This is a genomic window from Streptomyces sp. URMC 123, assembly GCF_051386515.1.
GTDB lineage: Bacteria > Actinomycetota > Actinomycetes > Streptomycetales > Streptomycetaceae > Streptomyces.
On the sequence record NZ_JBPQTV010000467.1, the window covers coordinates 1 to 3,818 of the forward strand.

Consider the following 3,818-nt stretch of genomic DNA (forward strand, 5'->3'; position numbering starts at 1 on the left):
CCCACCCCGCCACCGACCCCGACGAACTCCGCTACACCCTGGAGAGCCGCCTCCACGTGCTGCCGAGCTTCGCCACCGTCGCCGGCGGCGAAATGGCCCTGATGGGCGGCCTCGCCGCGCCCGGCGTCGACGTGGACCTGGCCGCCGTCCTCCACGGCGGCCAGCGCGTCGACAGCCACCGCCCCATCCCCGTACGCGGCACCGCCACCCAGGTCTCCCGCATCCAGGACGTGTACGACAAGGGCTCCGCCGCGCTGATCGTGCTGCGCTCGGAGACCTTCGACGGCGACGGGCCGCTGTGGACCTGCGACACCCGCATCTTCGTCCGCGGCGAGGGCGGCTTCGGCGGCGAGCGCGGCCCCGGCGGCGGCCCACCCGTGCCCGCCCGGGAGCCCGACCGCACGGTGATCCGCCCCCTGCGCGAGGACCAGGCGCTGCTCTACCGGCTCTCCGGCGACCGCAACCCGCTCCACATCGACCCCGAGTTCGCCAAGGTCGCCGGCTTCGACCGGCCCATCCTGCACGGGCTGTGCTCCTACGGGGTGGTGCTCAAGGCCGTCGTCGACACCGTGCTGGGCGGCGAGCCGGCCCGGGTGCGCAGTTACGCCACCCGGTTCGCCGGCGTCGTCTTCCCCGGCGAGACCCTGCGCATCCGCGTCTGGCGCGACACCCCCCGCGCCGGCGCCCTCCAGGTCACGGCCACCGCCGTCGAGCGGGACGACGCCCCCGTCCTCACCGACACCGTGATCGAACACACCTGACCGACCCACCCCCGCCCCTCCCGTCGTGAAGGGAGCTCCACCGTGCGCGCAGCCGTACAGCACCAGACCGGCCAGGACAAGCTGGAGGTCGTCGACGACATCGAGCCGGTCGGCTTCGGCCCCGGAAAGGTGCGGCTCCGCGTCCGCGTCGCCGGACTGTGCCACTCCGACCTCTCCGCGATGAGCGGCGTCCTGCCGCAGCCCGCCCCCTTCGTCCCCGGCCACGAGGGCGCCGGCGAGATCCTGGAGACCGGCGAGGGCGTCACCGGCCTGGAGCCGGGCAGCCGCGCCCTGGTCTGCTGGCTGCCCGCCTGCGGAAGCTGCCCCTCCTGCCGGCGCGGCCAGTCCCATCTGTGCCTCACCGGCTTCCTCAACGCCGGGAACGCCACCTTCCGGCGCGCCGGCGCGAGCCCCGAGGACGTCTACGGCTTCGCCGGCACCGGGACCTTCGCCGAGGAGATCGTGGTCGACGCGCGCTGCGCCGTGCCGATCCCCGACGACGTCCCGTTCGATGTCGCCGCCCTCATCGGCTGCGGCGTCACCACCGGGCTCGGCGCGGTCCTCAACACCGCCCGGGTGGAGCCCGGCGCCACGGTGGCGGTCATCGGCTGCGGCGGGGTCGGGCTCAGCGCCCTCCAGGGCGCCCGGGTCGCCGGGGCGGCGCGCATCGTCGCCGTCGACACGGTCGAGTCCCGGCGCGGCGCCGCGCTGCGCTTCGGGGCGACCGAGGCCGTCGCCCCCGACCAGCTCTCCGACGCCAAGGCCCGGCTCACCGGCGGCGAGGGCTTCGACCACGTCTTCGAGGTCGTCGGCACCTCCGCCACGGTCCGCACGGCCTACGAGGCCACCCGGCGCGGCGGCACCCTCTGCGTCGTCGGCGCGGGCGCCATGGACGACTTCTTCCAACTCAACATGTTCGAGCTCTTCTTCGACGAGAAGCGCATCCTGCCGTCGCTGTACGGCGGCGGTGACGTGCTCTGGTCGTACGAGCGGGCCATCACGCTCTGGCGCGCCGGGCGCATCGACCTGGAGGGCCTGATCACCCACCGGGTGCCGCTCGCCGGGATCAACGAGGCGCTCGACCAGATGCGGTCGGGCGAGGCGCTGCGCACCTGCGTCACGCTCTGAACAGGCTCAGAGAGCCGCCCCGGCCGCCCGCGGCCCCGCGCGGCGGGCCCGACCTCAGGAGGGACATGCCCACGCTCCCGCTGCACGGCAGGACCGCCGTCGTCACCGGCGCCGGGCGGGGCCTGGGCCGCGCCGAGGCCCTGGAGCTGGCCCGGCTCGGCGCCCGGGTCGTCGTCAACGACCACGGGCGGCCCGGCCGCGACGGCTCGGGCCCGGTCTCCGCGGCCCCGGCCGAGCAGGTGGCCGAGGAGATCCGGGCCGCCGGCGGGCAGGCCCTCGCCCACGTCGGCGACATCGCGGACTTCGACCGGGCCCGCGAGCTCGTGGACACCGCCGTCGCCGCCTACGGCACGCTCGACATCCTCGTCAACAACGCCGGCATCCTGCGCGACCGCATGGTCTTCGCCATGACCGAGGACGAGTGGAACTCCGTGATTCGGGTCCATCTCACCGGCCACTTCAACACGATCCGCTTCGCGTCCGCGCACTGGCGGGAGCGGCACAAGGCCACCGGCGAGCCCGTCGGCGGACGGATCGTCAACACCTCCTCCGAGGCGTTCCTCGCCGGCTCGCCGGGGCAGCCCAACTACGCCGCGGCCAAGGGCGGCATCGTGGGCCTGACCACCAGCACGGCCCAGGCGCTCGCGAAGTACGGGGTGACCGTCAACGCCATCTGTCCGCGGGCCAGGACCCGGATGACGGAGGACGTCTTCGCCGGCGTCCCCGCCGCCCGGGACGGCGGCGGGCCGGACCCGCTGGCCGCCGAGCACGTCGCCCCGCTCGTCGGCTATCTGGCCGCCCCGGCGGCCGCGCGGATCACCGGCCAGGTGTTCGTGGTGCACGGCGGCATGGTCGCCGTGCTGGAGCGCCCCCGGGTGGCGGCCGCCTTCGACACGGCGAAGGACATGTTCACCTTCGAGGAACTGGACCAGCACCTCACGCCGTACTTCGCGCGGCGCCCGCCGGACGAGACCTTCGCCGCCACGGAGGTCCTGGGCTTGCGCAAGGGCGGCACGGCCCGGGGCTGAGACACGGCCGTACCGGTGCCCCGGCCGCACCGGTGCGGCCGTTCCGCTGCCGACCGTACGGTCGGACCTACCGCGGCAGCGGCACCCGTCAGAAGTACTGCGGCGGAAGCGTGGGTTCGTTTCCGGGACGCCGGTGCCGGCCGTGCGCCGGTGCCTGGTGGTCGTCCGAAGAGGCGGGTCCGCGGTGCCTGCCGGAGCCGGCGGCCACGGCCTGGGCGTGCGCCGCCTCGTGCCGGCCTGCCTCGGTCGTCATGTCGGTTCGGGCCTCGGGCATGTGAAGAGTCACTCCGTCGAATCGCTTGTGCTGTACGCGTCGGGACCGCCGCGGCAACACCGGTTCTGTCCATCGATCGGTGGCCGGGTCAACCGGCTGCGTAGCCCCCGCGCGAGTGTATCCAGGGCACGGATCTTGACCCAAGCCATTGCCGCGGCCGCGTCGCGCGCGGTCGCGGAGCATGGCGCTGACACGCCATCAATCCTCTGCCGGTGGCGGGCCTCAGTGCGGGAGGCGGGCCGCCAGCGGGGCCTGTTGCAGCGGCACGGGTCTGCGGACGGGCGGCGGACCGGGCGGCGCGGCCGCCTCCCCGGGCGCGGCCGGCTCCTCGGGCGCAGCCGACTCGCCGGACACGGGCGGCCCCCCGGACGCGGCCGGTTTCCGGGGCGCAGGCGGTTCCCCGGCCGCTGCGGCGGCCCCGGCGGCCGCACCGGCGAGGGGCTCGAAGGCCATGGCCGCCTCCGGTGGCGCCTCCCGCACCGGCTCCGCCTCCGCCGCGCCAACCGTCTCCGTGGTCCCATCGCCACCACCGCCTGTCTCGGCCCGCACCGCTCCGGTGCCGTTCACCCCGCCGTACGCGGTGCCGCTCCCCGCCGACCAGCCGGAGGAGCCGGACAGCGAGGTGCT

The 3,818-nt window shown here is 75.4% G+C and carries 4 protein-coding genes; 3 read left to right on the forward strand and 1 reads right to left on the reverse strand.

From position 1 onward, the window contains the following. From ACSNOD_RS29440 to ACSNOD_RS29450, 3 genes are all read left to right on the forward strand, one after another. A partial coding sequence (locus ACSNOD_RS29440; protein ID WP_436770128.1) for a MaoC/PaaZ C-terminal domain-containing protein occupies positions 1-761 on the forward strand: 761 nt, incomplete at its 5' end. 42 nt (positions 762-803) lie between these two features. Next, positions 804-1,889 (forward strand): Zn-dependent alcohol dehydrogenase, encoded by a 1,086-nt coding sequence (locus tag ACSNOD_RS29445; RefSeq protein WP_436770129.1) that lies wholly within the window; start codon positions 804-806, stop codon positions 1,887-1,889. 65 nt (positions 1,890-1,954) lie between these two features. Beyond that, positions 1,955-2,917, forward strand: a complete 963-nt coding sequence (locus ACSNOD_RS29450; protein WP_436770130.1) for a 3-oxoacyl-ACP reductase — start codon at positions 1,955-1,957, stop codon at positions 2,915-2,917. A gap of 496 nt (positions 2,918-3,413) precedes the next feature. Here the strand turns inward: ACSNOD_RS29450 and ACSNOD_RS29455 are convergent. Continuing rightward, positions 3,414-3,818: hypothetical protein (locus ACSNOD_RS29455; RefSeq protein ID WP_436770131.1), on the reverse strand; the 405-nt coding region annotated here is incomplete at its 5' end.

Coding starts and splice junctions, on each gene's coding strand:
- ACSNOD_RS29450 (WP_436770130.1), top strand. CDS start 1,955: ATGCCCACGCTCCCGCTGCACGGCAGGACCGCCGTCGTCACCGGCGCC.